Source organism: Leifsonia sp. 466MF, assembly GCF_900100265.1.
Classification (GTDB): Bacteria; Actinomycetota; Actinomycetes; order Actinomycetales; family Microbacteriaceae; genus Leifsonia.
On the sequence record NZ_LT629696.1, the window covers coordinates 378,605 to 401,095 of the forward strand.

The 22,491-nt window shown below is 69.9% G+C and carries 24 protein-coding genes; 7 read left to right on the forward strand and 17 right to left on the reverse strand.

Features of this window, described 5'->3' with window-relative positions; translation table 11 throughout:
• Positions 1-713 precede the first annotated feature (713 nt).
• The 3 genes from BLR91_RS01810 to mgrA form a co-directional block, all read right to left on the reverse strand.
• Positions 714-1,136, reverse strand: coding sequence for a hypothetical protein (locus BLR91_RS01810; RefSeq protein ID WP_089877699.1), 423 nt, complete (start codon positions 1,134-1,136; stop codon positions 714-716).
• The gene (locus BLR91_RS01815; protein WP_089881614.1) at positions 1,133-1,420 is read right to left on the reverse strand and encodes a hypothetical protein; all 288 of its coding nucleotides are present in this window, start codon (positions 1,418-1,420) and stop codon (positions 1,133-1,135) included. Before BLR91_RS01815 ends, BLR91_RS01810 begins: the two co-directional genes overlap by 4 nt.
• Positions 1,421-1,621: 201 nt before the next feature.
• Positions 1,622-2,659 carry an L-glyceraldehyde 3-phosphate reductase gene (gene mgrA / locus BLR91_RS01820; RefSeq protein WP_089877694.1) on the reverse strand — a complete coding sequence of 346 codons (1,038 nt, stop codon included), beginning with the start codon at positions 2,657-2,659 and terminating at the stop codon, positions 1,622-1,624.
• Positions 2,660-2,790: 131 nt separating this feature from the next.
• Here mgrA and BLR91_RS01825 point away from each other — a divergent pair, with 131 nt between their 5' ends.
• Complete coding sequence (locus BLR91_RS01825; RefSeq protein WP_231918791.1) at positions 2,791-3,030, forward strand: hypothetical protein; 240 nt, start codon at positions 2,791-2,793, stop codon at positions 3,028-3,030.
• Positions 3,031-3,109: 79 nt separating this feature from the next.
• Here the strand turns inward: BLR91_RS01825 and BLR91_RS20390 are convergent, their stop codons facing one another.
• The 9 genes from BLR91_RS20390 to BLR91_RS01865 all read right to left on the reverse strand — a co-directional run bounded on the left by BLR91_RS20390 (position 3,110) and on the right by BLR91_RS01865 (position 11,249).
• On the reverse strand, positions 3,110-3,241 hold the full coding sequence (locus BLR91_RS20390; RefSeq protein WP_018192175.1) for a hypothetical protein: 132 nt from the start codon (positions 3,239-3,241) through the stop codon (positions 3,110-3,112).
• 123 nt (positions 3,242-3,364) lie between these two features.
• The gene (locus tag BLR91_RS01830; protein WP_089877684.1) at positions 3,365-4,396 is read right to left on the reverse strand and encodes an SIS domain-containing protein; all 1,032 of its coding nucleotides are present in this window, start codon (positions 4,394-4,396) and stop codon (positions 3,365-3,367) included.
• A 55-nt stretch (positions 4,397-4,451) separates the two neighbouring features.
• Positions 4,452-5,300, reverse strand: coding sequence for a carbohydrate ABC transporter permease (locus tag BLR91_RS01835; protein ID WP_018192173.1), 849 nt, complete (start codon positions 5,298-5,300; stop codon positions 4,452-4,454).
• Positions 5,297-6,256, reverse strand: a complete 960-nt coding sequence (locus BLR91_RS01840; RefSeq protein WP_018192172.1) for a carbohydrate ABC transporter permease — start codon at positions 6,254-6,256, stop codon at positions 5,297-5,299. The genes BLR91_RS01835 and BLR91_RS01840 overlap by 4 nt, the downstream gene beginning before the upstream one ends.
• Entirely contained in the window at positions 6,253-7,554 is a 1,302-nt protein-coding gene (locus BLR91_RS01845; RefSeq protein WP_089877680.1) for an extracellular solute-binding protein, read from the reverse strand. Before BLR91_RS01845 ends, BLR91_RS01840 begins: the two co-directional genes overlap by 4 nt.
• Positions 7,551-8,489, reverse strand: a complete 939-nt coding sequence (locus BLR91_RS01850) for an N-acetylglucosamine kinase (RefSeq protein WP_089877678.1) — start codon at positions 8,487-8,489, stop codon at positions 7,551-7,553. The genes BLR91_RS01845 and BLR91_RS01850 overlap by 4 nt, the downstream gene beginning before the upstream one ends.
• Positions 8,490-8,701: 212 nt before the next feature.
• Positions 8,702-9,937 (reverse strand): ROK family transcriptional regulator, encoded by a 1,236-nt coding sequence (locus BLR91_RS01855; RefSeq protein ID WP_020076768.1) that lies wholly within the window; start codon positions 9,935-9,937, stop codon positions 8,702-8,704.
• A gap of 120 nt (positions 9,938-10,057) precedes the next feature.
• Positions 10,058-10,525, reverse strand: a complete 468-nt coding sequence (locus BLR91_RS01860; protein WP_089877675.1) for a hypothetical protein — start codon at positions 10,523-10,525, stop codon at positions 10,058-10,060.
• Positions 10,526-10,634: 109 nt separating this feature from the next.
• Positions 10,635-11,249: a TetR/AcrR family transcriptional regulator gene (locus BLR91_RS01865; protein ID WP_089877672.1), complete on the reverse strand. Its 615-nt coding sequence runs from the start codon at positions 11,247-11,249 to the stop codon at positions 10,635-10,637.
• 61 nt (positions 11,250-11,310) lie between these two features.
• Between BLR91_RS01865 and BLR91_RS01870 the strand changes: the two genes are divergently transcribed.
• The 3 genes from BLR91_RS01870 to BLR91_RS01880 all read left to right on the forward strand — a co-directional run bounded on the left by BLR91_RS01870 (position 11,311) and on the right by BLR91_RS01880 (position 13,759).
• A complete protein-coding gene (locus BLR91_RS01870; RefSeq protein ID WP_442911247.1) occupies positions 11,311-12,801 on the forward strand; it encodes an MFS transporter in 1,491 nt (496 codons plus the stop codon).
• Positions 12,802-12,892: 91 nt separating this feature from the next.
• Positions 12,893-13,315 (forward strand): hypothetical protein, encoded by a 423-nt coding sequence (locus BLR91_RS01875; protein ID WP_231371245.1) that lies wholly within the window; start codon positions 12,893-12,895, stop codon positions 13,313-13,315.
• 54 nt (positions 13,316-13,369) lie between these two features.
• A complete protein-coding gene (locus BLR91_RS01880; protein ID WP_089877664.1) occupies positions 13,370-13,759 on the forward strand; it encodes an META domain-containing protein in 390 nt (129 codons plus the stop codon).
• Between the two features lie 10 nt (positions 13,760-13,769).
• Here the strand turns inward: BLR91_RS01880 and BLR91_RS01885 are convergent, their stop codons facing one another.
• Together BLR91_RS01885 and BLR91_RS01890 are read right to left on the reverse strand one after the other, a co-directional pair.
• Complete coding sequence (locus tag BLR91_RS01885; protein WP_089877659.1) at positions 13,770-14,093, reverse strand: ArsR/SmtB family transcription factor; 324 nt, start codon at positions 14,091-14,093, stop codon at positions 13,770-13,772.
• The gene (locus tag BLR91_RS01890; RefSeq protein ID WP_089877654.1) at positions 14,090-14,548 is read right to left on the reverse strand and encodes an SRPBCC domain-containing protein; all 459 of its coding nucleotides are present in this window, start codon (positions 14,546-14,548) and stop codon (positions 14,090-14,092) included. The genes BLR91_RS01885 and BLR91_RS01890 overlap by 4 nt, the downstream gene beginning before the upstream one ends.
• Before the next feature lie 194 nt (positions 14,549-14,742).
• Here BLR91_RS01890 and BLR91_RS01895 point away from each other — a divergent pair, with 194 nt between their 5' ends.
• Together BLR91_RS01895 and BLR91_RS01900 are read left to right on the forward strand one after the other, a co-directional pair.
• Positions 14,743-17,013, forward strand: coding sequence for an FUSC family protein (locus tag BLR91_RS01895; RefSeq protein WP_231918792.1), 2,271 nt, complete (start codon positions 14,743-14,745; stop codon positions 17,011-17,013).
• Between the two features lie 87 nt (positions 17,014-17,100).
• Complete coding sequence (locus BLR91_RS01900) at positions 17,101-18,972, forward strand: alkyl/aryl-sulfatase (RefSeq protein ID WP_089877648.1); 1,872 nt, start codon at positions 17,101-17,103, stop codon at positions 18,970-18,972.
• Positions 18,973-18,991: 19 nt separating this feature from the next.
• On the opposite strand, the gene BLR91_RS01905 is transcribed toward BLR91_RS01900, so the two are convergent.
• On the reverse strand, positions 18,992-20,620 hold the full coding sequence (locus tag BLR91_RS01905; RefSeq protein WP_089877645.1) for an MFS transporter: 1,629 nt from the start codon (positions 20,618-20,620) through the stop codon (positions 18,992-18,994).
• Between the two features lie 175 nt (positions 20,621-20,795).
• Between BLR91_RS01905 and BLR91_RS01910 the strand changes: the two genes are divergently transcribed.
• Positions 20,796-20,996 (forward strand): hypothetical protein, encoded by a 201-nt coding sequence (locus tag BLR91_RS01910; RefSeq protein WP_089877642.1) that lies wholly within the window; start codon positions 20,796-20,798, stop codon positions 20,994-20,996.
• Here the strand turns inward: BLR91_RS01910 and BLR91_RS01915 are convergent.
• On the reverse strand, positions 20,925-22,061 hold the full coding sequence (locus tag BLR91_RS01915; protein WP_231918793.1) for a polymer-forming cytoskeletal protein: 1,137 nt from the start codon (positions 22,059-22,061) through the stop codon (positions 20,925-20,927). The two genes, BLR91_RS01910 and BLR91_RS01915, sit on opposite strands and share 72 nt — an antisense overlap.
• A gap of 19 nt (positions 22,062-22,080) precedes the next feature.
• Positions 22,081-22,386 (reverse strand): DUF5652 family protein, encoded by a 306-nt coding sequence (locus tag BLR91_RS01920; RefSeq protein WP_018192154.1) that lies wholly within the window; start codon positions 22,384-22,386, stop codon positions 22,081-22,083.
• Between the last annotated feature and the right edge of the window lie 105 nt (positions 22,387-22,491).

Consider the following 22,491-nt stretch of genomic DNA (forward strand, 5'->3'; position numbering starts at 1 on the left):
TCACTGCACTTCCTCCAAATATCGAGCACGACGTCAATGCGAAGACGACTGCTACGGCCACACTCACGCTCAACAACAGGCGCGAGCGTCGACTCTTGGTACTCGTTTGCCCTGAAGCGAATGGCGGGTTGGTCCAGAGGAGATCCGCGTTGTTTGCCGCGTCCGCGATGGCAGCTGACTCTTCCGGCGTCGTCATCCCAAGACCTCCGAAGAGCCGTCGCTGTAGGTGATGGGGACCGGCGAGGGCGTCGACTCCGGGTCCGGGGGTGGCAGCGGATCCCCTCCCACCAGAGTCAGTCCCAGATGCTCTCGGTAATCTATGCCCGAGATTGTGACGGTTGCGTATGCCGACCAGGAACCCGCTCCGTTGAAGCCGCCCTCTTGGGTGTACCTGATGCGTTCCGTTTCGGGTCGGCCACTGATGAACAGGAGCGCTGCCTTCTTCTGATTCGCAAGGTTCGTCGCGGTCGAAGCCTGCTGGTTTATTGCACTTCCTCCAAATAACGAGCACGACGTCAATGCGAAAACGACTGCTACGGCCACACTCACGCTCGTGAGTAGGCGCCGGCGTTGACCGTTTCGAGGTGGATTCTTCCGTCGGACATGAATGCTCAAGGTCGCACCTTCTCGAAAGGCGCTTGTCTTCGTAGCTGAGTCACCGGACCCCGCTCCTTTGTCGTATGTCAGCACTTCGCTCGTGCCTTCATCGGCGGTCACCGCAGTACCTCCGCGCTTCCGTCGCTACTTGTGATGGCAACGACGGCCGACGTCCCTGATCGCTTCACCGTCGGCATTGGTTCGCCGCCGTACGACCACTTCTCGAGCCCGAGGATTTCTTGGCATTCCAGGCCGTCGATCGTCACGACCGCGTTGACCGCCCACGAACCGCCGCCGTCGATCGCACCGTCCTGTGTGAAAGCCACCCCCGGTTGAGTGGCGAGCAGCGCCTGGGCGGCCTTCCTTTGGTTCGCACGGTTGCCCTGCTCAGGTTCGGCGCCTCCTAACGAGCACGACGTCAGGAGAATAAGTGCCGTAGCGGTAAGAGCAATCGACGTCATCACCGGTTTGAGCGCCCACGCGATGCGCAGAATGGTGCCTCGGAAGAGTCGGCTCATCCAGGGGATATCGAAGGTCATCGAAGCGCCTCCGATGTGCCGTCGCTGTAGACGACCGTTGAGCGCGTTGGCACGATTCCGGGCATCGGGCGCGGTAGCGGATTACCTCCAGCCCGCTCGAGTCCCAGAATCTCGTCGTAATCGACGTCGTCGATTGTGACGACAGCATTGGCTGCCCACGAGCCACCTCCACCGACGCTGCCTGGCTGGGTGAACCTGATTTCCTCGACGTCGGGTCGGTAGCTCAACAAACTGAGCGCCGCCTTCTTCTGATTCGCGAGGTTCGTCGCGGTCGTGGCCTTCATCGCAACGGAGCCGAACGGCGAACATGACGTCAACGCCACCGTGACGGCGACAGCAAGTCCGAGAGCGCGCGGCAGCCGTGCGCGCGATCTCGTGCGGGCGTGTACGGCAAGCATTCTGCCGCCTTCCATGAGTGACTCGTGTTCCTTGTCACGATATCTCAGGCGAAATTTCGCCGCTCATGGATGGCCGCAATTAATGCATCACACCTCCCCGCGGCGCGCCCCCGCCCACAGGTCGACGCCGGCGTCGGTGGCGTGCTCGTCGATCTCCGCAAGCTCCTCCGGCGAGAACTCCAGGTTGCCCAGGGCCGCGACGTTCTGCTCCAGCTGGTCGACGCTGCTGGCACCGATCACCAGCGAGGTCACGCGGTCGTCGCGCAGAGCCCAGGCGAGCGCCAGCTGCGCCAGGGTCTGCCCGCGCCGCTCCGCGATCCCGTTGAGCGCGCGCAGGCGAGCGATGGCGTCGTCGGTGAGCCAGTCGGAGTCGAAGGAGGTGCCCGCGCTCGCCCGCGAACCCTCGGGGATGCCGTTCAGGTACTTGCCCGTCAGCATGCCCTGTGCCAGTGCGGTGAAGCCGATGACGCCGACACCCAGCTCGCCGACGGTGTCGAGCAGTCCCTCGGTCTCGATCCAGCGGTTCAGCATCGAGTACGACGGCTGATGGATGAGCAGGGGAGTGCCGAGGTCGCGCAGGATCTCGGCGGCGCGGCGGGTCTCCTCCGGTCCGTACGACGAGATGCCGACGTAGAGGGCCTTGCCCGACCGGACGGCGGTGTCCAGCGCCTGCATCGTCTCCTCCAGCGGCGTGGACGGGTCGGGCCGGTGCGAGTAGAAGATGTCGACGTAGTCGAGGGCGAGACGCTGCAGCGACTGGTCGAGGCTCGCCAGCATGTACTTGCGGCTGCCGCCGCCCTGGCCGTACGGGCCGGGCCACATGTCCCACCCGGCCTTGCTCGACACCACGATCTCGTCGCGGTACGGCCGGAGGTCCTCCGAGAGGATGCGGCCGAAGTTGATCTCGGCCGCGCCGTAGGGCGGGCCGTAGTTGTTGGCCAGGTCGAAGTGGGTGATGCCCAGATCGAAGGCGCGGCGGACGATGGCGCGCTGGGTCTCGAAGGGGCGGTCGTCGCCGAAGTTGTGCCACAGCCCGAGCGACAGGGCGGGCAGGTCGAGTCCGCTGCGCCCGGTGCGGCGGTAGATCATGTCGTCATAGCGGGAGGGGTTCGCAACGTAGGCCATGCATCCAGATTCGCGGACGTGGACCGTCGCTGTCCAACATCCCGTGCAGATCGCATCCATCGGCCGCGCTGCTCGATCGGGAGAGTGTCAACCCCTTGTCGCCCGGGATGGGCGCGGCGCTGGCTGGAGGCATGACCGATGAACTGACCCCCAGCGATGACGCGACCGCCGACGCGACCGACGACGCGACCGCCCCCGGCCAGCCGCAGGGCGCTCCGGCGCCCACCGACACCCCCGTGCACGACCAGCCCACGGCGGCAGGCCGGGCACCTGCCGGCGGCGCACTGGACGGCGAGAACGACCTCCCCGCCGACGACGAGACCGCCGACACCCTCCAGAACGACGCCCTCCTCGACGAAGAACAGCCCTGACCCGGCCCGCGCGCCACACAAACGGAAGCGGCGGCCGCGCCGGAGGGCGCGGCCGCCGCTTCGCGGTCGGGAGACGGGATCAGGTCCGGCTCGCACCTCGTCTGAGCCACCCGACGATCGCGGTGATGACGAAGAACACCAGTCCGAGGATCGCCAGCCAGAGGAGGCCCTTGATGGCGAACCCGAGGATGGCGAGCACCGCCCAGATCACCAGCAGAATAATGATGAGAGCTATCATGCCTTCATCTGACTCCGGTCCGGGCGTCTCGTCAACGTCGCCGGGCGGGCCTTGCGGCGCGGCCCGGTTCGTGGCAAGACTCGCGAGGATCGGCCGTCACCGCACCGGCAGCTTGGTGTCGTCCTGGTGGTACAGGAACTCCTCCAGCGGGTACGGCTTGTGCTCGATCGCGGCCGCGATCGCCAGCTGAGCGATCACCGTCTCGACGATCGCGCGCTCGAACAACCCGAGGCCCGCGGGCAGCGGAATGACCGTGAGGTTCGCGTGCCCGGCGGCCGGGATCGTCGCGGGATCGGCCGCCGTCACCAGCACGACGGGCACCCCGGCATCGAGAACCGACGATGGGATGCTCACCTCCCGGCCGTCGCCGAAGATCACGAGGGCGTCGTCGTCCGACAGCACCTCCATCGGCCCGTGCAGGTACTGGAACGTCTCGAAGGCGGCGCTCGGCGTGCGGAGCCCCTCGCGGACCATCAGCGACAGCTCGGCGGCGGCGGTCAGCGATGCGCCGCGCCCCACGACGTCGATCGTCTTCGCCCCGGCGAGCACGCGCCCGACCGTCTCGGCCGCCTCGGCGTAGTCACGCAGCACGTCGGCGACCCGGCCCGGGATGCGCTCAGCCTCGGCCGCGCCCTCGCGCACCCCGACATGGTCGAGGAGCAGGGCGTAGGCCAGGATGGTCGCCGTGAAGCCGCTGGTGTACACCGGCGAGTCGGGGAACCCGCCCAGGCCGAGAACCGCATCCACCTCGTCTCTGATTGGCTGATCGGGGAAGTTGCTGATGCCGATCCGCGTCCCGGCGGCGAGTTTACGGGCGGCCGCCAGGGGCTCGGGGCTGCGGCCAGACTCGGAGACGACGATGTTGTGGTCGGCGCGCACCACGGCGAGCCCGTCGGCGAGGTCGGAGGCGACGACGCCGCCCGCCGGGTGCCCGGCGCCCGCGAGGGCGGCGACGAGCGCGTGAGACGAGTTGAGCGACGCGCCCATGGCGACGACGGCGACGCTGTCGCCCGCCTCCCAGCGGGGGAGGCCGGCGCTCGCGAGGTCGCGCAGGACGGTCTCCCGCGCGCGGGCGAGGTTCTCGGGCTGAGCGCGCATGGCGTCGACGAACGAGGCTGTAGGTTCCATGGAAGTCCTTCTGTCGGTGGTCGGAGGGATCGGGTCGCTGGGGTGGCGAGGCGGTTCAGCCCTTGACGGCGCCGGCGGCCATGCCGCTGACGACGTACCGCTGGAAGATGAGGGCGACGACGATGGGCGGCAACGCCGCGAGGATGCCGCCCGCCGCGACCAGCCCGAAGTCGGTCGTGTAGCGGCCGGCGAACTCGCTGATGGCCACCGGCAGGGTCTTCGCCGCGTTCGACGAGGTGAAGATCAGCGCATACATGAACTCGTCCCAGGCCAGCAGGAACGCGAACATGATGGCCGCGAAGATCCCCGGTCGGGCGGCCGGAAGCACCACACGGAACAGGGCGCCCAACCGGGAGGCGCCGTCGATGCGCGCCGCCTCCTCCAGCTCCTCCGGGATGGTCAGGAAGTAGTTGCTGAGGATCCAGAGCACGAAAGGCACCACCAGCGAGCAGTCCACGATGATCAGCCCGATCACCGAGTCCAGCAGCCCGAGCGAGTTCAGGATGAGGTACAGCGGGATCAGCAGCGCGATCTGCGGCAGCATGTACGTCGCAAGGAAGAGGATGAGCACCGCCTGCCGGAAGCGGAACCGCAGCCGGGCGAACGCGTACGCGCCCAGGATCCCGACGATCATCGACACGGCGACCGTGCCGACGGCGACGATCGTCGTGTTCGCCAGCGCCGCCCGGAAGGTCGCGCCGACGCTCTCGGCGCCGCCGCGGAAGATCAGCTCGTACCGGCTCCAGTCGAGCGTGTCCGGGATCCACTGCAGTGGGGTGGAGATGAGGATGCGCTGCGGCGTGACGCTGGCGATCACCATCCACCCGAAGGGCAGCAGGATCACCACGGCGACGACCAGTGCGGCCAGGTGGATGAGGATCGAGTTGCGGGTCGCGCGTTTCACAGCAGGCTCATCTCGGATCGGCGCAGCATGCGCAGGTAGACGAAGGTCAGCACCAGGATGACCAGCACGATGATGTACGAGAGCGCCGCTCCGACGCCGAAGTTCTGGTCCGAGAACGCCGTCGTGTAGGCGTAGTAGGCGACGGTCTGCGTACCGTTCACCGGGCCGCCGCGCGTCATCGCGTAGATGATGTCGAAGACCTTGAACGCCTCCACCGTGCGCAGCACCAGCACGATCGAGATGGAGGGCACGAGCATCGGGAGCACGATCGTGCGGAAGATGCGCGGCCAGCTGGCGCGGTCCATCTTCGCCGCCTCGTACAGCTCGTTCGGGATGGACGTCAGTCCGGCGAGCAGGAAGAACGCCACCAGCGGGGTCGTCTTCCAGACGTCCGCGACGATCACCATGTTGAGGGCGAGCGTCGGGTCGCCGAGCCAGGCCTGGTACTGGTCGATGATCCCCAGCTGCGTGAGGGCCGCATTGAGCGCGCCGTACTGCGCGTTGAAGATGCCCTTCCACATCGCCGCGTTGACGATGGTGGGGATCGCCCAGGGGATGATCACCACGGCCCGAAAGAGCCACCGCGCCCGCAGCTTGGCGTTGAGGAGGCCGGCGACGATGAGTCCGAGGACGAGCTCCAGCGCCGTGGAGACGAGGGTGAAGTACAGCGTCCGCCCCATCGCCGCCCAGAAGCCGGGAGCGGTGAGGACGTCGATGTAGTTCTGCAGACCGACGAACGGGGTGTCGGTCGCCAGGGCCGAGTTCACCTCGAAGAACGAGATGAGGAGCGTGCGGAGGATCGGGTAGACGATCACCCCGAACACCGCGACCGCGGCCGGCAGCAGCAACCAGAAGGCGAGCCGCCCCTGGTTGTCGCGCCTGCGGCGGTCGCGGCGCCCGCGCGTGGTGGGCGCGCGCCGTTCCGTCTCGACTCCGGCGACCGACACGCCGCTCATCCGAGGGTCTCGTTCGCGGACTTCACCGCGTCGTCGAGGGCCTGCTGCGGCGACTTCTTACCGAGCAGTGCGTTCTGCAGCTCGACCTGGATCGCCTGGGAGACGGTGTTGTAGTTCGGCACCGGCGGGCGCAGGATCATCGAGTCGTAGGCCTTTCCGGCGGCCGCGAAGACCTCCGGGTTGGTCTTGGTGATGTCCGGCTTGGTGTAGCTCGACTTCCAGTTCGTCATCGAGCTCTTGACGTATTTGTCCTGCACGGCCTCGCTGGTCATGTACTCGATGAACTTCCACGCGGCGAGCTGGTGCTTCGACTTCGCACCGATCGCAAGCGCCATGGAGCCGTTCACGCCCGGGTTGTCGCCGTTCGGGCCCGCGGGCGGCGGGGTGACGGCGATCTGGCCGACGACCTTCGAGATCGACGGGTCGTTCTGGTCGCGGAAGGTGGACTCCCAGTTGAGTTCCATGGCGGTCTTGCCCGCGGCCATGGACTTGTCGGTGTCGTCCTCGAGGAACGTGGTCGACGCCGGGTCGGTGAGCCCCTCATCCAGCGACTTCTTCATGAACTCGAGCGCCTGCACGCCCGCGCCCTTGTTGATGGAGAGCTTGCCGGTGGAGTCGGTGAACTGGCCGCCGTAGGCGCCGAGCAGTTCGGCGTAGTCGCAGACGAGCGCCTCGGCCTGCGACCAGCTCCAGGCGATCGGGTACTGGACGACGCCCGCATCCTTCAGCTTCTTCGCCACGGCGAGGACGCCGTCCCACGTCTTCACGTCGTCCGCGGTGGCGCCGACCTTCGCGAGCATGTCCTTGTTGTAGAAGAACAGCTTGGTCGACGGACCCCACGGGACGCCGTAGTACTTGCCCTTGTACTCGGCGCTGGAGAGCGCGCCGCCGAGCATGTCGCTCTTCCACGAGTCGGGGAACCGCTTCGTGACGTCGGTGATGATTTTCTTGGAGGCGAACTCGGCCGGCCAGATCACGTCCAGGTGCACGACGTCGTAGGTGCCGGCGGGCGCAGAGGTGACGATCTTGTCATGGAGCGCCTCGTAGGCGACGAAGGTCGGCTTCACCGTGATCTTCGGGTTCTTCGCCTCGAAGGATGTGATCATCGCGTTGACGTCGGACTCCGAGTAGCCGGCCTGCTTCATGAACAGCGCGTTGATCGTGCCGGTGCCGTCGCCTTCGCCTCCCGACGAGGTCCCAGCGCCCGTCACGCTGCACGCGCTCAGGGCGAGCGCCGCCGTCGCCGCGAGCGCGAGGCCCGCGAGCGTGCGGTGACGCCCGGTGGATGTGATTCTCATGACTTCCTCCGTGATGGTGTGGGTGGTGCCAAGGGGGCGACGGGGGCCGCCTCCGTGAGCCGCCGGGCGAGCGCGAGCGCGCCGCGCACCGGAGGGACATCCAGCAGGTGGATGGAGTGGGTGAGCCCGCGGGCGCGCAGGCGCTCGCCGAGGGCGTCGAAGAGCCGGGGCTGATGGCTGACAACGCCGCCCGCGCAGACGACATCGGTGCCGGCGGCGCCGCGGCGGTGGACCAGCTCGACGCTGCGGGCGAGCTCGTCGGCGGCCGCGTCGATGACGCGCGCCGCACGGATGCTGCCGGCGTCGGCCGCGGCGAAGACGAGGGGAGCGGCCGCACCCCAGACGGTGACGCGCGGGTGGACGGTCAGCGCGTTGGAGAGGCCGACGATCTCCTCCACGCCGAAGTGTGCGTAGAGCGCGTCGGCCAGGGCGTCGCGCGGCTCGCCCTCGTCGACGGCCTCGAACAGGGAGCGGACGGCGTCGCGCACCAGCGCGGGCGCACTGCCCGGGTCGTTGAGGATGTAGCCGTAGCCTCCCGCGCTCACCAGCGTCCCGTCGGCTCGGCGGCCGACGACCTTGCTGCCGGTGCCCGCGATGACGGCGATGGCCTCGTCGTATCCGGCGGCGGGTCCGACCAGCTCGACGTCGTTGACCGCGAGAGCCGGGCCGTCGTGGAGCGCGGCGAGCGTCTCGGAGAAGGCCAGGGTCTGGCCCTCGCTGTCGAGCCCGTGCGCGCCGACCACCAGGGGAGCGGAGGCGGCGCCGGGAACATCGTCGAGGAGCGCGAGGAGTCCACGCACGTTCTGCTCCGAGTGGAGGTCGCCGCCGTGCTGCCAGTCGGCGGTCTGCACCGACCGGTCGAGGAGCACGGCGCCGGCGTCGTCCTCGACGCACACGTGCGTCTTGGTGCCGCCGATGTCGATTCCGACGATCACGTCTGCTCCTCTGCGTCGCTGTAGGGATCACTTCTTCTTTCCTATCGGAGTGAGAAGAAGTTGACGCCAAACCTAAGCGACGCTGCGCGCCCCCGTCAATACCCGCACCCCCCGCGTGCCCAGGTCAGGTTCGAGATTTGGCGCAAATCGTGGTTATGAGGGCGGCATAACCGAGATTTGGCGCAAATCTCGGCGGCGGGGAGGGCGGAGAGTCAGAAGGCGAGGTAGGCGAAGCCGTTGACCTCGGCGGCGGCGAGCTCGGCCGCTCCCAGCAGCACCGCATCCTCTCGGTGGGTGGCCGGCTCGATGCGCGGAACCCGGATGATGCGGCCGCGCAGCCGCTCCTGGATGCCCGGGATGACCGTGTCGGAGCTGCCGACGAAACTGCTCCCCACCACCACGAGCTCCGGGTCGAGCACGATCACGAGGGCCGCCACCGCGATGGCCACCATGTCGAGGATCTCGTCCGCGAGCTCCTGCGCGTCGGCGTTGCCGTCGCGGGCCAGCTCGAACACGTCCTCGGCCGTCAGCGACCCGCCGTCCGGGATGGGGATGCCGCGCTCGCGCGCCCGCTGGGTGAGCGCGAGCGATCCGATGCGATCCTCCAGGTCGCCGCGCGCGTCGTACGAACGCCCGAGCGAGGACCGTTCCATCAGCAGGTAGCCGATCTCGCCCGCCTCCGCGCGGGCGCCGCGGTGCAGTTCGCCGTTCGCCACGATCCCGGCGCCGAGGCCGTTCTCGAGGAACAGCGCGACCAGGCTCGAAAGGCCGCGACCCGCACCGGTGTGGAGTTCGCCGAAGGCCAGCGCGTTCGCATCGTTCTCCACCACGACCGGCAGGTTCGTCCTCTGTCGGAGGAGCGTGCCGAACGGAACGCCCGTCCAGCCGAACTCCGGCATCGTGCCGACGACGCCATCCGGCTGTTGCACGACTCCCGGCACGGCGATCCCGACGGCGAGGCAGGGCGTGCCCATCGAGTCGGCCGTCGCGATCAGGTCGTCGAACAGCCGGAACACCTTGCGCAGCTGGCGCTCCTGGTCGGTCGCGCGTTCGGGCGATTCCGCGTCGGCCCCCGCCGGGTCGCCCGCCTGCCGCGCGCCGAGCGGAACCGAGCGCCGGAACACGATCTTGCCGTCGAAGTCCACGAGGATGCCGGTCACCGTCTCGGCACGGAGCTGGATCGCGGCGACGAGCCGGGAACTGCCGGCGTACCGCAGGAGCACGGACGGCCGGCCGCCGGTCGACGGCTCCTGGCCGGCGGCGACGACGAGCCCGTCCTCGATGAGGGATGCCGTCAGCCGGTTGATGGTCGCCGGGCTCAGGCCCGTCTTGGCGCCGAGCTGCTGCCGGGACAGCGCGCCGGATTCGCGGAGGGCCTCGATGATGGCCGTCTGGTTGACGCGGGCCAGCGTGCTGGTGGTCGCTGTCGCGCGCGTCCGTTTGGCCACCGGCGCCTCCTCATCCCCAGTCCGAGTCGCGGCCGCCCAGCGCAGCCAGAGCAAACTTTACTATCGCAGTGGATGGAGCTGGCTAGCGCGATGACCGCATCGGGCGCGTCCCGCTCGCGGTCAGCATCCGACGTGGCCGCGGAGCGAAATGCCGCCGCCCATCAGGCCCGCGTCCTGGAGTGCTTTCGAGATATGGTCCGACAGCACGCCCGAGAGCATCTCGGCTTCGCTCTCGCCGCGGTCCTTCTCGACCTGACGCTCCTCGGCTCCCAGCTCGTCCAGCGAGACGGGCTCTGCCTCCCAGTTCGTGGAGAGCAGGAGTTTCCGGGCCGCCGCGATGCGCTCGTCCGTCTGAGCGTCCGCGGTCGCCTCGTCGCGCTCGACCGCGACCTGCACGCAGCCGGGCGCGGTGCTGCCGTCGCTGAGCAGGAACGTGCGGTGCACGTCGAGGTCGTACGTAACCGCCGGTGCGCTTCGGGTCGGGCTCGGCGTCGGTGGAGCGATCGAGGTGGCAGCGACGGACCGCTGGTCGAGATCGGCGCATCCGGCGAGCGCTGTCGCGATCCCGAGTGCGGTTGCGATCGTCACGGCTATCGCCGCACATCCCCGCTGTCGTCGGTACATCCGTCTCCCCCTTCGGGCCCGTCGGGCCGTTCCCCGCGGGTCAGCATAGCGCTGGGCCGCTCGCTCTTCGGCCTCAGGCGTCGGCGCCGAATCCGCGCGCGAGGACATCGAACAGCGCGCCTACCCGCGCCTGCTGGGCCGCGGCGACGTCGTCGGCCGGTTCGCCCGCGATCAGCCGCCGAGCCGCATCCACGAGGAGCGCCGCATAGCCTCCGACGAACATCGCGGCGAACAGGGCTGCGTCGCCGTCGAAAGCGGGATCCGCCTCGAGTTCGGTTGCGAGCCCCTGCTGCAATTCGTCGGCGAGCTCGCGGGCGCGAGCGACCAGGGCGGGGGAGCCGCCGACGGTGCGGAAGAACGGAACGGAGCGGGCGTCGAGGCCGGAGAGGGGATGACGCTCGTCGAGCAGCCGCAGTGTCGCCTCCCTCAACGAGGCCAGCACGCCGGTGCCGTCCGCGCGGTCCCGGACCGCGATGCGCAGGAGGTCTTCGGCGTCGGCCGAGCGGTCGAGGTAGAGGTCCTCCTTGCGGGGGAAGTGCTTGAACACGGTCACGCTGGACACGCCGGCCTCGCGGGCGACGTCGGCCACGGTCACGGCGTCGAAGCCGCGTTCGGCGAAGAGCCCGGAGGCGATTCCGGCGATGCGGGCACGCGTCTGCGGGCCGCCGCGTTCGCTGGTTCTGGGCATGCGGGCGTCGTCCTTCCACGGTTATCTTGTGTCACTAAGTTTAGTCGCATAACCTAGTGACATGTCCTCTGAGCAGACCGCTCCCATTGTCCCCGAGCCGCCCGTCCGTCTCGGCCGCCACGCTCCGCGCTCCCTCCGCGATGCGTGGATGGCTCTCACCGGCCTCTCCGCCGTGTTCCTCTTCGAGATGCTCGACAACTCGATCCTCAACGTCGCGCTGCCCACCATCGGCCGCGATCTCAACGCCTCGACCGCCGGCCTCCAGTGGGTGACAGGCGCGTACGCGGTCGTGTTCGGCGGCTCCATGCTCGCCTTCGGCGCCATCGCCGACCGGTACGGCCGCCGTCGGGTCATGCTCATCGGCCTCGTCCTGCTCGGCCTCGCCAGTCTCGCGACCGCGTTCGTCTCGACGACGGAAGAGCTGATCGCCGTGCGCGTCGGCATGGGAATCGCCGCCGCGATGACGACACCCGGCTCGATGGCGCTCGCGTTCCGGCTGTTCGCGGCGGACGACCTGCGCGTCAAGGCGATGACCGTCATCTCGACGGTCGGGCTCGTCGGACTCGCGATCGGACCGACGGCCGGCGGCTTCGTGCTCGCCATCGCCCCCTGGCAGGTGCTCCTGCTGGTGAACGTCCCCATCGCGGCGCTGGCGATCGTGGGCGTACGGCTCGGCATCCCCGCCGACGACCCCGCTGGGCTGCATCGGGACCCCATCGACCTGGTGGGTGCGGCGCTGGGCACCGCCGCCATCGTGCTCGCGCTGATCGCCCCGACGCTGTTCGTGGATCAGGGAATCGAGGCCTGGATGCCCTGGCTGGTGACGGCCGCGGCCGTCGCCGCAGGGGTCTTCTTCGTCGTGCGGCAGCGGACCGCCCGCCATCCGCTCCTCGAGCTGCCGCTGATCGCGCATCCCCTCGTCTCCAGCGGTCTGGCGTTCAAGGCCGCTGCCGCGATCGCCACGGCGGGGCTGGGATACCTCGTCACGCTGCAGCTGCAGCTCGACTGGGGGTGGCCTCCCGCGCTCGCGGCGCTCGGGATGCTGCCGCAGGTCGTCGTCCTGCTCGCGGGAGGGGTGGTCATCACCCCGTTCGTACGCCGGGTGGGGATGGAGCGGGCGGCCTGGATGAGCGCGAGCGCCGTCGTCGCGGGCCTCGCCGTGTACGCCGTTCTCGGCCGCCTCGGATACGGCTGGATCGCCGTGGCCCTCGTGCTGGTCGCGGCGGGCATCCGGGTCGTCGGCGTGGTCGCAGGCACCAACGTCCTCCGCGGCCTCCCCGAGAGCCGGACCACCATCGGCGCGGCACTCACCGACACCGCGTCCGAAGTCGCCTCGGGTGTGGGGCTCGCCGTCGCGGGGACGGTGCTCGCGGGACTCTTCGCGGGAAGCATCGCGACGGCGGGATGGACGGCGCAGCAGACGGCGGAGTTCCGCGAGGCCGTCACGGTCGCGGGGCTGGCGCTCACGGTGGTGGCGGGTGCGCTCGTGCTCTGGGGCTTCTTGCGCGCACGGGGCGGCGCCGAAGCGCCCGAGGCGCCCACCGCATCCTGACCACCGCCGCGGTGCCGCGCTGCGCCCCGCGAATACGGGCCACTCGTATTGGGGCGCGCAACACGGCGGAGGGAGGTCTACCGTGGGCGGCATGTTCCGGTTCCCTCGTGAAGCGACGCGCCGGCGGCGGCCAGACCCCGCCGTCGGCTCGTTGCTCGCGGGCGCGATGGCGGGCGGCATCCGTGACATCTACGGCCACACCGTCACGTACGTCCCGGAGGACCTGGTCTACGTGGAGCGGCTGTTCACCGACCTGCGCACCGACGACGGCTTCGTCGGCGACGAGTTCACCCTGCAGAGCCTGGGCTGCCTGATCGGCGAGATCCTGGTGCGGACCGACGGCGGCCGATGGAGCAGCGCTGCGCCGCGGCGCGGAGTGCCGGAGGACGCCGGGCTTGCAGTGGTGCTCCCGAACGGGCGAACGGTGAACCCCATCCGCGCCGCCTACGACCGCGCCGACCACGGATCCGACTCGTCCGTCATCCGCTTCCGTCAGGTCGCCCTCGCCTCCTGACGTCCGGGCGATACTGCCTAGCCGACCCGCACCGGCCGCGCTCATACTGGCGCCGTGAATCCAGCGCACCGACTTCGCCCCGCCACCGGACGTGCCATCGCGGGCGCCTCGGCGCTCCTGCTGGCGCTCGCCGCTCTGGCCGGCTGCGCCCCGTCGAGCGCCTCCGACTACACCGGAACCTGGACCTCCGATCATCCGGCCGGCACCAGTCTCGACCTGAAGGACGGCGGCCAGCTCAGCGGCAACGACGGCTGCAACTCGCTGACCGGCACCTGGACCGAATCGAAGGGATCGATCACCTTCGGCGCGCTGGCCGCGACGAAGATGGCGTGCGCCGACGTGGATCCGTGGTTGTCGAAGGCTGCGAGCGCGCGCTCCGACGGCGACACCCTGAACGTCTACGACGAGGCCGGGACGCAGATCGGCGTGCTCGACCGCAAGTGATCCGCCGGGGTCATCCCTCGACGTGGATGCGCAGCCGCTCCAGCGCCGCATCCCACCGCGCCGATGCCTGCTGCAGCAACTCGCCGGCCGACGCGAGCGCGACCGGGTCGACCCGCCAGAGCCGTTCCCGTCCGCGGCGCTCGCTGTGCACCAGGCCTGCAGCGTCCAGCACCGCGAGGTGCTTCTCGACCGCCTGCCGTGTCACCGGGCGTTCGGCCGCGAGCCGCGCCGCCGTCCTCGGGCCCGTCTCGCCGAGGGTGAGCACCAGCCCCAGCCGGGTGGGGTCGCCGAGCGCGGCGAACACCGGCGCGGCGGCGTCGAGCGTCGCGATCACGGGCGTTCCAGATACGTACTGAGCAGCCGGGTCTGCGCCTCCCAGCCGCCGTCGTTGCTCTCGCGCGTCTGATCGCGGACGTCCTCGGGCAGTGCCCCGAATCCGTCCTCCGTGATGGTGACGCGGACGCCGTCGCCCTCGGTCGCCAGGCGGAACTCGACGGTCGTCAGCACGTCGGAGCCCGGCGCCGGCCGCCAGCGGAAGGCGAACCGCGTCTGCGGCTCGATGGCGATGACCTCGGCCGTGATCGGGGATCCGCGGTGCGGCTCCTGTGCGGCGGCGACCTCGGCGTCGACTGTCGGCGGGACGATCCGTCCGGTCGTCGTCCGGCCGACCTCGAACGGCCCGTCGAACTCCGCGCCGAACCACGCCCCGAACTCCCTGGAGTCGACGATGGCCGCCCACACGCGCTCCTGCGTCGCCCGCACCACGATGCTGCGCTCCACATCCACCATAATAAGCAACCTCCTGGTTGCCTTTCTACCACACCACCCCGCGCGCACACACCCCCACCGTCGAGTCCGCAAACTTTGCACGCTCGCCCGGCGCGGCGCGTGCAAAGTTTGCGGACTCGACGGTGGGGGGAGGGGGGTGGGCGGCGGAGCGAGGTGCCGAGTAGGGTGTGGCCGAGGGAGGAGACCGCGTGCGGGTGACGTCCTGGCTCCGACACCACGATCCGGGCTTCAGCGCGCTGCGTCGCGCGGCGCGCGCGGCCATCGCGGTGCCCCTGCTGTTCCTGCTCGGCAGCCGGGTCATCGGCAACCCCGAGGTCGCGCTGTTCGGCGCGTTCGGCGCGTTCGCCATGCTGCTCTTCGTCGACTTCGGCGGCCCGCTGCGCGAGCGGGTGCAGGCGCACGCAGCGCTCGCCGTCACGGGAGCGGTGCTCGTCTGCCTGGGAACGCTCGCCTCCTCGCCGATCTGGCTGTCCGCGCTCGCGATGGCCGTGGTCGCCCTCGTCGTGCTGTTCGCCGGTTCGGTGAGCTCCGTCATCGCGTCGGCCGGCACCTCCCTTCTCCTCTCCTTCGTGCTGCCCGTCACCCTGCCGGGGACGGTGGCCGACATCGGCCCGCGGCTGCTCGGCTGGGCCATCGCCGCGGCCGTCGGCCTCGTCGCGATCACCCTTCTCTGGCCGGCGCCCGCACGCGAGCCGCTGCGCCTCCCCGCCGTCGAGGCGTCCCGCGCGCTCGCCGCCCGCATCCGGGCCGAACTCCCCGCGATGGGGGATGCCGCCGAGATCTCCTCCCTGCGCGAGCGGACCGCTGCGGCGGGAGAGGCCGCGGTCAGCACACTGCAGAGCGTCTTCCTGGCCACCCCGTACCGCCCGACCGGGCTGAGCGCGCCGGCGCGGACCGTCGTCCGGCTGGTCGACGAGCTGAACTGGCTGAATGCGGTGATCGGCCAGATGGTCCGCCACCGTGCGGCGCCACGAGACGAGGTGGATGCTGTCGGCCCGCGCTCGGCGACGGCGGCGGCAGCGCGACTGGGGGCGGCCGCAGCCGACGTGCTCGAAGAGGGCGCCCTCGTCCTCGCCCAGCATGCCGCGGATCCCGCAGCACTGGAGTCGGCACTCGACCGTCTCGCGGTCGAGCGGGCGGCCGTGGAGCAGACGACGCTCGCCGTCTCGCCGGTGGGGCGGACCGCCGCCTCCGACGAGCAGGCCGAACGGTTCGTCGCCGCCCTCGACCCCGGGTTCCGCGCGCAGGAGCTCGCCTACGCCGTCGAGACCGTGGCGGGCAACATCGCCCTGACGGCACGGGCGGAGCGGCGCACCTGGTGGCAGCGGATGCTGGGTCGCCAGCCCGGTGATCTGAACGGTCCGCTGGCCGCCGCGACGGAGCGGGCGACCGGGTTCGTCGGCTGGAACTCGGTGTGGCTGCGCAACAGCATCCGCGGTGCGATCGGGCTCGGCCTGGCCGTGCTGCTCGCCAAAGCGACGGGCGTGCAGCACTCGTTCTGGGTGGTGCTCGGAACGATGTCCGTGCTGCGCTCCAGCGCCCTGAATACCGGGCAGACCGCGCTGCGCGGCGTGCTCGGCACGGTCGTCGGCGTCATCATCGGTGCGGCCGCCCTCTTCGTCATCGGTGACAACCCCGTCGCGCTCTGGCTGGTGCTCCCCGTGGCCATCCTCGTCGCGGGCGTCGCGCCCGCGGCGATCTCGTTCGCCGCAGGTCAGGCCGCGTTCACGGTCGTCCTCGTCCTGCTGTTCAACGTCATCGCGCCGACGGGATGGACGGTCGGTCTCATCCGGATCGAGGACATCGCCCTCGGCTGTGCCGTCAGCCTCGTCGTCGGCGCACTGTTCTGGCCGCGCGGCGCCTCCGCGTCGCTGCGCACGGCCGTCGGGGATGCGTACCTGGCCGGCATCGACTACCTCCGTGCCGCCGTCGAGTTCGGGCTGGCGCGCTGCGACCCGGCGACACCGCGCGGCGCCGAGCCGCGCCAACAGTCCCTGCGCGCCGCTGCGGCATCCCGTCGGCTGGACGATGCCTTCCGCACCTACCTGACGGAGCGCGGTGCCAAGCAGCGCCCGCTCGCGGAGGTGTCGGCGACCGTCACCGGCGTCGCCGGCATCCGGCTCGCCGCCGACGCGATCCTGGAATTGTGGCGCGGTCAGGCGTCCGACGTGGCGGCCGCTCCCAGCGCGGCCGCCGCACACACGACCCTCGACGGGCAGGTCGACCGCCTGGAGGAGTGGTACCGCGCCCTGGCCTCCGCCCTCACCGCCCGCGCTGATCTGCCGACGCCGGCGCCCCCGGATCCCGCCGCCGACCGCTCCCTCGCCTCCGCGGTGCTCGGCGAGCTCGACCATTCGACCGCCGGGGCCGCGACGGCCGTCCGCATCATCTGGACCGCCGACTACCTGGAGGTCGTCCGCCGGCTGGAGCGCGCGATCGTCGAGCCCGGCGCGCCGCCCGCGTAGTCGCTGCGCACCAGCGGTCGCGTCTAGCCGCGGACCTGTGCGGCGGTGGATGATCTGCCCGACACCACCGCGACGAGGGGATGCAGCATGCAGCAGAACGATCCGGCTCCGTCCATCCGAGAGGCCCACCGGGCAGCGAGCGCAGCGCTCCCGTTCTCCGACGACGCGGACTTCGCGGCGGCCGAGCGCGGGTTCCTCGGCACCTTGGACGACCCGGCCATCCGCGACGCGTCCGGCGCGGTCGTCTGGGACACCTCCACCTTCGGCTTCTTGGAGGGGGATGCGCCGCTCACGGTTCACCCGAGCCTCTGGCGCCAGGGGAAGCTCGTGCTGAAGAACGGGCTGTTCGAGGTGACGGAGGGCCTCTACCAGGTGCGCGGGCTGGACCTGTCGGTGATGTCGTTCATCGAGGGGGACTCCGGCGTCATCGTCGTCGATCCGCTTCTCACGAAGGAGACCGGAGCCGCCGCGCTCGGACTCTACCGGCGGCACCGCGGCGACCGCCCGATCGTCGCGGTGATCTTCACGCACAGCCACCTGGACCACTTCGGCGGCGTGCTCGGCATCGTCAGCGCGGAGGAGGTGGATGACGGCCGCGTCGAGATCGTCGCCCCGGCCGGGTTCATCGAGCACTCCATCTCGGAGAACGTCTACGCGGGAACGGCGATGGCGCGGAGGGCCGGCTACATGTACGGCGCCGCGCTCGACCGCGGCCCCTCCGGTCAGGTGGGGGCGGGCCTCGGCCTGACCCTGTCGACGGGTGAGACGACCCTGCTCGTGCCGACGATCGACGTCGCCGAGACCGGCGAGAAGCTCACCTTCGACGGGGTGGAGTTCGAGTTCCAGCTGGCCCCGAACACCGAGGCTCCGGCGGAGATGCACTTCTTCATCCCGCGCTACAACGCGCTGTGCATGGCCGAGAACGCGACCCACAACCTCCACAACCTGCTGACCCTCCGCGGTGCCCTCGTGCGCGACCCCCACGTGTGGTCGGAGTACCTCACCGAGGCGATCGAACGCTACGGCGACCGCGCCGACGTGCTCTTCACCTCCCACCACTGGCCCACCTGGGGGCGGGAGGAGCTGGTCGCCTTCCTGCGCGTCCAGCGCGATCTGTACGGGTACCTGCACGACCAGACGTTGCGGCTGCTGAACAGGGGGCTGACCGGCACGGAGATCGCGGAGGAGCTGACGCTGCCGCCGGCCCTGGAGCGGGAGTGGAGCACGCGAGGCTACTACGGGTCCGTTTCGCACAACGTCAAGGCGATCGCGCAGCGCTACCTCGGCTGGTTCGACGGCAATCCGGCGCGGCTCTGGCCGCATCCACCACAGGCGCTCGCCGAGCGGTACGTGGCGGCGCTCGGCGGCGTCGACCGCGTCGTCGAGCTGGCACAGGCGGCCTACGACGATGGCGACTTCCGCTGGGCGGCCACCCTGCTCGACCACGCCGTGTTCGCCGATCCGGACAGCACGGCGGCGAAGTCCCTCTATGCCGACGCCCTGGAGCAGCTCGCCTACGGCTCGGAGAACGCCACCTGGCGCAACTTCTTCCTCTCAGGAGCGACCGAACTGCGGGAGGGCAACTTCGGAACTCCGACCGCCGCGAACGCCCCGGCCGTGCTCGCCGAGCTGACGCCGGCGCAGATCTTCGACTCGATCGCCGTCACCGTCGACGGGCCGCGTGCGTGGGATCTGGACCTGTCGCTGGAGGTCGTCTTCAGTGACCTCGGCCGCACCTTCCACCTGACGCTGACGAACGGCGTGCTCATCCATGTCGAACGCCGGGCGCCGGGCGACGTGCCGCTGCGTCTGACGATCACCAAGCCGGACTTCCTGGCGCTGCTGGGCGGGAATCCGACGCCGTCGAGCTTGTCGCTGGAGGGGGATGCCGTGGTGCTGCAGCAGCTGACGGCCGTGTTGCAGCCCGGGGACCCCGACTTCCACATCGTCCTGCCATAGAACGGCGGTGCGCTGCGCCTCAGGTGCGGCGCGCCGACCGCCGTTCGGGCCTCGACGGCGTGGGCTCTGCCGATCCGCCGACGATCTCGCGGGGCAGGTTGCGCGAGAAGAACAGCGCGCCGCAGGACACCAGGGCGAGCGCCGCGAACGACAGTTCGAGCGACCGCAGCTGCGACGTCTCGTACAGCCCGGCCAGGGCTTTCGCGTCGTCGTCGCCGAGCCCGGCGTCCGACGCGATCTTCGGCACGTCCGCGACGGCGACCGGGGTGATGCCCTCCTGAGTGCGCTCCTGTACCGTGCTCTTGACGTCGTCGGGCAGCGTGCTCTCGGCCACTGCCCCTGCGAATACGCTCGAGAGCGACGCGATCATGACCGAGCCGATCAGCGCTGTGCCGAGCGACGAGCCCAGGTTCTGGAAGACGCCCTGGATGCCGCCGGCCTCGCTCAGCTGGGTGGGACCGACCGCCGACATCGTCACGTTGCCGAGCTGGGAGGCCAACAGGCCGAGCGCGGCCCCGGCGATGAACATCCCGGTGGCGAAGAGCCAGTTGTTGAGCTCCACATCCACCGAGCCGAGCAGGATGAGGCTGGCCACCACAAGCGTCAGTTGGCCGATGCGCGCGATCAGGCGCGGCGAGAACCGTTTCGAGAACATCGTGCCGAGGACCGAGAAGAGGACGAGGGAGATCGAGAGCGGGAACACGCGGATCCCGGTCTCGAGCGCATCCAGCCCCAGGGTCAGCTGCAGGTAGATCGGAACGATGAAGAAGAGCCCGGCCGTGACGGTGTACTGGATCGCGAGACTGCCGACGCCCGCGCGCAGCTGCGAGATCCGCAGCAGCGACACATCGAGCAGCGGGGGCCGGCCGCTGGCCACGAGCCGGCGCTGCCGTACGAAGAACAGCCACAGCAGGACGCAGCCCGCCGCCACAAGATACGGCACCGGCGACAGCCCGAGCAGCGTGTACGGCGCTCCCGCCCCGGCGAGGATCCAGCCCCAGCTCTTGGTCTGCAGCAGGGCGTAGACGATGAGCACCAGACCGGCGGCGGAGAGCAGGACGGAGAGGATGTCGATGCGGATGCGCGATCGCGTCCCGTGATCGCCGACGAGGAAGCTGAACAGCAGGACGACGGCCATGATGACGACCTCGCCGGCGAAGACGTACCGCCAGCTCGCGTAGGTGGTCAGGAAGCCGCCGATGAGCGGACCCGCGGCGACGGCCGCCCCCGACGACGCCCCGATCACGGCGAAGGCGGTGACCCGGGCGTGCCCCTGGTAGTTGTCGGCGATCAGCGCCGCGATCGCCGGGATGACCAGCACGGCGCCGAGCCCTTCGACGATCGACCAGCCGACGAACAGCACGACGATGTTCGGGCTGAGCGCTGTCGTCAGCGACCCGATGGCGTACACGATGGATCCGATGATGAGTGCACGCTTGCGGCCCCAGACATCACCGAGCTTCGCTCCGAGGAGCATGAACGCCGCCATCGTCAGCGTGTAGAAGGTGATCGCCGTCTGCATGGCGGCGATGGTCGTGTCGAGGTCCGCAACGACCGTCGAGATGGACACGTTCATGACCGTGCTGTCGAGCACCATGACGAACTGCGCCGCCCCCAGCACCGTCACCGCACCCCAGCGTCCCGCCATGGCTGCACCTCCCGCGCTCCCGGTGGCCGCATGCTAGCCCTGCGCGTGTGTCGGCGGACACCCACGGTTTCCGGCGACCGCATGGGCGTATCAGGCGCCGGAGGTCGAAAGACCCTTCCCGAGCCCCCGCTCGCCCCTGAGGATGTGGTCACGACGACGCAGGCGGGAGAGCGACATGGCTGACGGGACGAACGCGAGGACGATCGTGCGGGACGGGCCGTGGGGGTTCTTCTTCCTGCTCGCGTACATCGGCGCGGCGATCTATTTCATCTCGGTGTCCGACGGCTCGTTCTGGGGCGTCGTCCTAGGGCTGCTGCAGGCGATCGTCTGGCCGGCCTACGTGGTCTACCACCTCTTGGTGCTGCTCGGCGCCTGACCGTGTGGTCGAGTCCCAGGGACGCTGCCGACGGAACTCGAGGAGCTGTGCGCCCAGCCCGAAGGACACCATCCCGACCCAGACCAGGATGTTGAGCCACGGGATCTGCAGACCGACGATGAGGATCAGACCGCCGAGGAACGACGTGAGAACCGGGTGGTGCCTGCCTCGGAGCACGAGCCGCCCGAGATAGTGGGCGCTGAACAGGAACGTCGCAAGCGTGAGCACGGTCCAGACGAGGATCCCCGCCAGCGCGAGCGGTGCGCCCACGATGGTCACGAGCAGGAAGAGCAGCGCGAAGGGAACGACGATCGCCGCCACGAATCCCACGAGAAGGGCACGCCAGGGGGAGGGGAAGAGCTGGTCGGTCACCCTGTCCAGCCAGCGCGGGATGAGAAGTGCCGCTGCCACCGTGATGAGGCTGAGGGCGACGAGCGCATAGAGGAGGCCGAGCAGCCAGCCGATGACCACAGCCCACGGCGACATCTCGACCGCCGGCGACCGTTGGGGCTGAACGTGCTGCACCGTGCCGCCGACTGCTCCGCTGGCGATCTCGGCCGTCCTGTCGCTGGTGTAGGTCACATCCCCGCCGACGGTTCCGTCGATGGTCAGTTTCGTGACGCTCGCCTGCAGGTCTCTGCCGACGTCCCCCGCGATGACGATGGAGCCCGCACCCGCGACGATGTCCTTGCGGACGGATCCGCCGTCGGCGACGACGAGGCTGGAGGCGAAGATCGTGGCGCTGCGTGCGACATCGCCGGAGATGGTGACATCCTGGGCAGCCAGCCGGACGCTTCCGTCGACGGTGCCGCTGATCGTGATCGTCTGCGCCGCGGCGATGACGTCCCCGGTGATGTCGCCGCTGATGCTCACGGTCTGCCCGGCGGCGTACACGTCACCGTCGACGGGGCCGGAGACGTCGACGGCCGTGCCGGTGTAGAAGTGCGGTCCGGCGTCGGCGCCCGTAGCCGCCGGGTACGCGGCAGCGCCGCCGAGGCCGAGCATCAGGAACCCGGCTATGACCGTCGCGGTGACGAGTCTGCCCGTGTGCGATCGAACGTTCATGTCAGGGCCTTCCCTCGCGTCACGTCTCTTGGGTGTGGCCGCCCTGCGGCGGCTCGCCGGTGGCGGTCAGGATCGCCTGCTCCACGCGGTCCTCGACGCGGTGCCGACGGTCGACCCCGAACAGGTACACCGCGTCCAGGACGCCGAGGGTGTTGGTGAGGAGGAGGGTGACGAACCAGGGTTTGCTCTGGTTGCGGGCGGCGCGCCAGAGCGACACGCCCTTCCAGGCGAGGCTCCACGCTACGATCGCGCCGAATGCCGCTGCGCGTGCGGGCGGGAGGTCGCGGCCGTGCATCCATGCCGTGTTCTGCTGCGTGGTCTTCATGTGCCGACTCAAGTCGTTTCTCCGGCGCGCGAGAAGGGTCGAAGGTCCTGGCGCGTGGACCTCCGTCCGCGGGAGGCTCGGAGCATCAACGATGTGAGGAGCACC

What these genes read in the sequence shown, in the direction of transcription:
- BLR91_RS01810 (WP_089877699.1), bottom strand. Translation starts at nt 1,136, where the DNA reads ATGACCTTCGATATCCCCTGGATGAGCCGACTCTTCCGAGGCACCATT.
- BLR91_RS01815 (WP_089881614.1), bottom strand. Translation starts at nt 1,420, where the DNA reads ATGAAGGCCACGACCGCGACGAACCTCGCGAATCAGAAGAAGGCGGCG.
- mgrA (WP_089877694.1), bottom strand. Translation starts at nt 2,659, where the DNA reads ATGGCCTACGTTGCGAACCCCTCCCGCTATGACGACATGATCTACCGC.
- BLR91_RS01825 (WP_231918791.1), top strand. Translation starts at nt 2,791, where the DNA reads ATGACCGATGAACTGACCCCCAGCGATGACGCGACCGCCGACGCGACC.
- BLR91_RS01830 (WP_089877684.1), bottom strand. Translation starts at nt 4,396, where the DNA reads ATGGAACCTACAGCCTCGTTCGTCGACGCCATGCGCGCTCAGCCCGAG.
- BLR91_RS01840 (WP_018192172.1), bottom strand. Translation starts at nt 6,256, where the DNA reads ATGAGCGGCGTGTCGGTCGCCGGAGTCGAGACGGAACGGCGCGCGCCC.
- BLR91_RS01845 (WP_089877680.1), bottom strand. Translation starts at nt 7,554, where the DNA reads ATGAGAATCACATCCACCGGGCGTCACCGCACGCTCGCGGGCCTCGCG.
- BLR91_RS01865 (WP_089877672.1), bottom strand. Translation starts at nt 11,249, where the DNA reads ATGCCCAGAACCAGCGAACGCGGCGGCCCGCAGACGCGTGCCCGCATC.
- BLR91_RS01870 (WP_442911247.1), top strand. Translation starts at nt 11,311, where the DNA reads ATGTCCTCTGAGCAGACCGCTCCCATTGTCCCCGAGCCGCCCGTCCGT.
- BLR91_RS01875 (WP_231371245.1), top strand. Translation starts at nt 12,893, where the DNA reads ATGTTCCGGTTCCCTCGTGAAGCGACGCGCCGGCGGCGGCCAGACCCC.
- BLR91_RS01890 (WP_089877654.1), bottom strand. Translation starts at nt 14,548, where the DNA reads ATGGTGGATGTGGAGCGCAGCATCGTGGTGCGGGCGACGCAGGAGCGC.
- BLR91_RS01900 (WP_089877648.1), top strand. Translation starts at nt 17,101, where the DNA reads ATGCAGCAGAACGATCCGGCTCCGTCCATCCGAGAGGCCCACCGGGCA.
- BLR91_RS01905 (WP_089877645.1), bottom strand. Translation starts at nt 20,620, where the DNA reads ATGGCGGGACGCTGGGGTGCGGTGACGGTGCTGGGGGCGGCGCAGTTC.
- BLR91_RS01910 (WP_089877642.1), top strand. Translation starts at nt 20,796, where the DNA reads ATGGCTGACGGGACGAACGCGAGGACGATCGTGCGGGACGGGCCGTGG.
- BLR91_RS01915 (WP_231918793.1), bottom strand. Translation starts at nt 22,061, where the DNA reads ATGAACGTTCGATCGCACACGGGCAGACTCGTCACCGCGACGGTCATA.
- BLR91_RS01920 (WP_018192154.1), bottom strand. Translation starts at nt 22,386, where the DNA reads ATGAAGACCACGCAGCAGAACACGGCATGGATGCACGGCCGCGACCTC.